The 5,550-nt window shown below is 70.5% G+C and carries 6 protein-coding genes; 5 read left to right on the forward strand and 1 reads right to left on the reverse strand.

Annotation, left to right across the window (positions count from 1 at the left end; all coding sequences use genetic code 11):
* Nucleotides 1-56 precede the first annotated feature (56 nt).
* Nucleotides 57-542 carry a MarR family winged helix-turn-helix transcriptional regulator gene (locus tag B4M60_RS12110; protein ID WP_291084242.1) on the reverse strand — a complete coding sequence of 162 codons (486 nt, stop codon included), beginning with the start codon at nucleotides 540-542 and terminating at the stop codon, nucleotides 57-59.
* 59 nt (nucleotides 543-601) lie between these two features.
* Here B4M60_RS12110 and B4M60_RS12115 point away from each other — a divergent pair, with 59 nt between their 5' ends.
* The 5 genes from B4M60_RS12115 to B4M60_RS12135 all read left to right on the forward strand — a co-directional run bounded on the left by B4M60_RS12115 (nucleotide 602) and on the right by B4M60_RS12135 (nucleotide 5,295).
* Nucleotides 602-1,258, forward strand: coding sequence for a hypothetical protein (locus B4M60_RS12115; RefSeq protein WP_291084245.1), 657 nt, complete (start codon nucleotides 602-604; stop codon nucleotides 1,256-1,258).
* A gap of 191 nt (nucleotides 1,259-1,449) precedes the next feature.
* A complete protein-coding gene (locus B4M60_RS12120) occupies nucleotides 1,450-2,991 on the forward strand; it encodes a PepSY-associated TM helix domain-containing protein (RefSeq protein WP_291084248.1) in 1,542 nt (513 codons plus the stop codon).
* Nucleotides 2,992-3,227: 236 nt separating this feature from the next.
* Nucleotides 3,228-3,497 carry a twin-arginine translocation signal domain-containing protein gene (locus B4M60_RS12125; RefSeq protein ID WP_291084251.1) on the forward strand — a complete coding sequence of 90 codons (270 nt, stop codon included), beginning with the start codon at nucleotides 3,228-3,230 and terminating at the stop codon, nucleotides 3,495-3,497.
* On the forward strand, nucleotides 3,497-4,876 hold the full coding sequence (locus tag B4M60_RS12130) for a DUF4331 domain-containing protein (RefSeq protein WP_291084254.1): 1,380 nt from the start codon (nucleotides 3,497-3,499) through the stop codon (nucleotides 4,874-4,876). The genes B4M60_RS12125 and B4M60_RS12130 overlap by 1 nt, the downstream gene beginning before the upstream one ends.
* Nucleotides 4,873-5,295, forward strand: a complete 423-nt coding sequence (locus tag B4M60_RS12135; protein ID WP_291084257.1) for a hypothetical protein — start codon at nucleotides 4,873-4,875, stop codon at nucleotides 5,293-5,295. Before B4M60_RS12130 ends, B4M60_RS12135 begins: the two co-directional genes overlap by 4 nt.
* Nucleotides 5,296-5,550 lie beyond the last annotated feature (255 nt).

Here is a 5,550-nt window from a genome sequence, read left to right on the forward strand (position 1 = left end):
GACAGCGTCATGCGCTATAACTAGCACGAGATCGTGCTAGTTACAACGGGACCGTGCTAACCTACGTCGCCCTGGCGTCGGTCGTGGAGCGACTGCGTCGCGCGTGCGGCGGCGTCGGCGAGCGCCGACAGCGACGCCGACAGTCCCTGGGCGTCTACAGCGAGATGAGCGCGGAGGGCGGCATCGGCCAGCTCGAAGTGGCTGCTGGCCGCGCGGTGGACCGCCAGCCCCTCGAGCGTCAGCCCCACGAGCATCGCTCGCCGGTCGCGCGGGTCCGGTCGACGCTGGACGTGACCACGACGTTCGAGGCTTCGCACCGTGTCGAGCATCGTCGTGAGCGGAACCCTGGCCTCGTCGGCCAGCCGGGTTGCCGTGGTCTGCCCGGACTCGAAGATCAGGCTATAGAGCGCGTACTCCGCTGGATCGAGCGGACTGGTGGCCATGGCCTCGGCCAAGAGGTCCTGCACCTGGACCGCGGCCAGGTGCAGGTAGTAGAGCGGGGAGAGCCCGGACCGGACCGGTTCCCGGTGCATTGCGGCCATGCCGGACAGCGTACGGGGAGGGCAGACGAACCGGGGTGGCGGCCGCTACATTGTCCCGCGTGACAGGCGGGGGCGTCGCGCACCGGGTCGCGCCGGGCGCAGCGAGCCTCCATCGGCATGCCCTCGATGCTCGGCGCCTGTCGCTGGGGCTGCGTGTTCCGGCCTTCGCCGCTCTCACCACCGGGGCGACCGTCGGTGGGCATGTGGCCGCGCACGGGACCACGCCCTCGCTCCTGGTGACGCTGGGCCTCTTCGGGGGCGCCCTGTCCGGCCGCGCAGTCCTCGGGACTCGTCGCCGCTCGTTCCTCCCGATCGCCGGACTCATGACGCTCGGTCAAATGGTCGGACACACGGTGCTCGTCGTCGCGGAGACGACCGGCAGCGTCATGTCAGAGGCGGCAGCGCTGGAGCATATGGCAGGGCACCACCACGGCCTTCCGGCGGTCGACGCTGCAGCTGCGCACCAGATGGTGTCGCCCATGATGGTGCTCGCCCACGGCTGTGTCGCGGTGGTCTTGGCCTGGTGGTTGGCCAGGGGCGAGGCGCTCAGCGACGCGCTCGGCCGAAGGCTCATCGATCGACTGGTCATCCCGACCCTGCCGCACCTCGACATCGCTCCGGTCTGGGCACCGGGCGGCGGCGGAGTTCCTCGGGTCGGCCCAGGTCGGTTCGTCCTCGCCCCGGCGCCCGGACGCGCGCCACCACCGCGGCGTTGAGTCGGCTCGTGACCGCCGAGCCGTGACCCTGACGTCACGGAGGTCGGTCACTCCCTCCTCCCCTGGAGACATCGCGGGTCGCCCTGCCGTGGTTCCTGCCTGAGCAGGAGACGGCGGTATGCCGCGCGCCCGTCCTCGTCGTTGCGCGCGCTCAGCGCGCTCGTCCTTCGTCTGACCTTGGAGGTCTGTCGTTGTCCACCACACTCGAACATCCCGTCACGCCCGCTCTGCCAACCACCGAACGCGCTGAGTCACCGCCGATCGAGCGGACCGGCGGGCTCTTCCGCGCCTTCTGGCGTTGGCACTTCTACGCCTCGATCATCGTCATCCCTGTGTTCGCACTGCTCGCCGTCACCGGTCTGGTCATCCTCTTCAAGTGGCAGATCGACCCCGCCTTGAACCCCGGGGTGATGACCGTGTCCCAACCGGCCTATGGGGCACCGGCGGCCGCCTCACGGCAAGAGGCCGCAGTCCTGGCTGCCTATCCGGGGGCCACGATCAGCGCGGTCCAGTTCGGCGGGGACGATCGCGCGACGGCCTTCACGATCGATACCGCCGAAGGCGCCACCCGTAACGTCTACGTCAACCCGTGGACCGCGAAGGTGACCGGGGACCTCGATCCGGACAAGCTCCCGAGCAATGTCGCGACCGAGATTCACGGGATGATCATCTTCGGGCAGATCGCCCAGGTTGAGCTGTTCACCGATCCCGTCACGGGGTCGGCGTTCACCCTCGGCAGTATCGGCGACCGGATCATCGAGCTGGCGGCCTGTTGGGGCATCGTCATGACACTCACCGGCTACTACCTCTTCTTCAAGGGTCGCCGCGGGCGGCTGCGCCGAGTAGCGGCGGGCGCGCGAGGAGCCGTCCTTCGGCACCGGCACGGTCTGGTCGGTGTCGTCACCGGGATCTGGATCCTGCTCCTTGTCGGATCGGGGCTGCCCTGGACTGGGTTGTGGGGCGCCAAGGTCCAGAGTGTGGTGACCGGGTCAGGGTTCAGCCTGTGGGGCGAAGACCCGGGCGCCACCTCCGGCCTGGGTGACAAGCTCGACGCCGTCGGCAACACCTCGGCGCCCGCGCCGTGGGCCGAAGGCGCAGCGCCAGTGCCCCAGAGCGACGGCGATATGGGGTCGATGCCGGGTATGGACCATGGGACGGGTCAGTCGGCAGGCGGGGTCGAAGGGCGCATCTCGCTCGACACGGTGATGGCGGTCGCGATGCGTGACGGTCTCGCCGGCCCCTACTTCGTGCTCTATCCCAGTGAGAAGGACGGGGTCTTCTCCGTCCTGGCCGATATGTGGCATGACCGGAGCACACCGGCATACGCAGACACCACCCTCGAACGGGTCGTTCACGTCGACCAGTACTCGGGCGCGGTGGCCGGGCGGTACTCCTTCGACGAGTACTCGCCCGTCGCCAAGGTGGTCTCCCAGACGATCGCGATGCACGAGGGGCAGCGCTTCGGCTCGCTCAACTTCGTGGCCAGCGCGCTCTTCTGCGTGACGATCCTTGTCCTCTGCGTGACCGGGCCGATCATGTGGTGGCGGCGTCGGCCGAAGGGGTCCCTCGGGGCCCCACGCGGCGCGATGCCGCTGCGCGCGAGGCCGTGGTTGCTCGTGGCTCTTGTCGCACTGGGCCTCTTCATGCCGTTGCTGGGGCTCTCCCTCATCGTCGTCCTTGCCGTGGAGCTGCTGCTCCTTCGGCGACGACGGGCTGAGCACGCCAGCGCGTGAGCAGCCGGGCGGGTGGGCGCGCTCGGGGCGCCCGCCCGCCCACCAGGGCGTCGCCTCGACGCCTGGGTCCCCGTCGGCCCCGGGTGAGCGGAACCGACGTCAGGGCGTCGGTTCCGCTCACCCGAGCGGCCAGATCAGGCCCTTCGCGCGGCAAACCGTCCTCGCATCCGGTGCGAACCAGGGGTGACCGAGCCGGTCCGCAGCCGTGGCGGACCCCGACCCCTCAGGAGCCCGAGATGACGTCCCCCTCCCGTCGAACCTTCATCGCCGCCGCCGGGGCCAGCTCGGCGACGCTCGCGCTGGGACTGGCCCAGCCGGCATACGCCGCCGACCTGTCGGCACCCGGCCAGGCCGGCGACGCCACCGCGAACGGCCCGCTGGTGGCCTATGTCGCGGACCCGACCGCCGGACGGGTCGTGGTCGTCCGCGGCGACCGTCGCGCGGTGTTCACCGACCGGCGCCTAGCCGCGCGCCTGGCCGAGACCGCGGCGGGAGGGCAGCGCTGATGTCCTCGCACCGCGAAGCCCCCGAGATCTCCAACGACCCGGCCGCCGACAACACCGACCTCTATGCCTTCGTCAGCCCGGACCGGCCGGACACGGTGACGATCCTCGCCAACTTCATCCCGTTCCAGAACCCGCAGGGCGGCCCGAACTTCTACGAGTTCGCCGAGGACGTCCGCTACGACATCAATATCGCCAACCGAGGCGACGCGAAGCCCGATGTCACCTACCGGTTCCGGTTCTCCACGACGATCCGCAACCCCGACACGTTCCTCTACAACACCGGGCCGATCACAAGCCTGACCTCCGCCGCGTGGAACCGGCCGCAGATCTACTCGGTCACCCGTTTCACCCGGTCGGGGGAGTCGACGGTCCTCGGCAAGGGCCTGCCCGTGCCGCCGGTCAACGTCGGGGTCCGCAGCACGCCGAACTACGAAGCGCTGGCCGCCTCCGCGGTCTGCCGGCTGCGCGGCGGGCGCCAGGTCTTCGCCGGTCAGCGGGCCGAGGCCTTCTTCGTCGACCTCGGGAGCATTTTCGACCTCGCCGCGCTGCGACCGTTCAACCCGGCCCACCTCATCCCCCTCGCGGCCGCGCCGGGCCTGGATGGGACCGGGGGGCTCAATGTCCACACCATCGCTCTCCAGGTGCCGATCACCGATCTCACCCGCGGTGGCGGCCGACCCACCGATGTCGCTGACCCGACCGCCGTCATCGGCATCTGGGCCACCGCGAGTCGGCGGACGGCGACCATCCGCGGCGAGACGCCCGGCAGGACCGTCTCGATCGGCCCGTGGGTGCAGGTCTCCCGCCTGGGCAACCCGCTGTTCAACGAGGTTGTCGTGCCGATGTCCCGCAAGGACGAGTGGAATGCCGAGGGTCCGGACAAGGACAGCGAGTATGCCGGATATGTCGCCGACCCCGAGCTGGCTCGGCTGCTGCCGGTGCTCTATCCCGGGGTCTTTCCGAACCTGTCGGCATATCGCAAGTCCCGGGCCGACCTCGCGGCGATCCTGCTGACCGGCATCCCCACCGGGGTCGTCCCGGGCTTCCAGAACTTCACCGGCCCGACGCAGGCGGACCTGCTGCGGCTCAATGTCGCCGTCCCGCCCTCCGCCACGCCCAACCCGTTGGGGCTCGTCGCCGGTGACCCCGCCGGCTTCCCCAACGGCCGTCGGGTCGGCGACGACGTGACGACCATCGAGCTGCGGGCGGTGGCCGGCCTCACCATCCCGCTCGTGGACTCGACCTTCACGCCGGACGCCGCAGTGGCCGGGCTCTCCGACGGCTCGACGAACACCAACCCGGCCACCCTCGCCACCTTCCCCTACCTCGGTACCCCGATCGGGGGATACCAGGCCATCCCGGGAAGCTTCGCCTCATGACCGCCGTGTGGGTGGAGAACCCGTATGCCGGCCAGGGCCCGGTCCTGCTCGACCTCGGAGCAGACTCGGCCGCTCTGGTCATCACCTGTCCGGAGGACCTGGTCGGTTCGGAGATCGGGGTGCGCCGACTCGACGAGCCGCACTCCGAGGTCGGCCAGGGGCACCATCATGTCGGCTTCGGTCATGGTGACCACCCCGGGCCTGACCATCCGCAGATCCATCCGCATGGCTCGACCGGCCACCCGCCGCATGTCGCCGTACTGCGCCGACCCGTGCCCTCGGGGCGGCTGGTTGCCTCAGCGGTCTTCCCGGACCTTCGGCCGGGGCGCTACCGACTGTGGGTCCTGCCGGCCGGTTCGCCGCGGACCGTCGACCTCGAGCCGGGACAGGTGACGTGCATCGACTGGGCGCTGTCGTGACCCCGGGACCGGTCCGAAGCGCGCACACGGCATACCACCAGGTGCGCGCCACCCCGGACGGTAACCGTGGCGTGGGCCGCGGCTGGCTGGCAGGCTGGTCCACGCCCAAAGGGACGAGGTGAGCCAACGATGCTGCCGGACCACGCGGAGGCCATCCTCACCGACGACGAGCTGGTCCGTCGGCTGGGCCTGGGGGACGAGGTCGCCCTCGCGGCGGCCTACGACCGGTTCGCGACGATGGTGCACGCCGTGGCA

The sequence above is a fragment of the Dietzia sp. UBA5065 genome (assembly GCA_002415925.1).
Lineage (GTDB): Bacteria > Actinomycetota > Actinomycetes > Mycobacteriales > Mycobacteriaceae > Dietzia.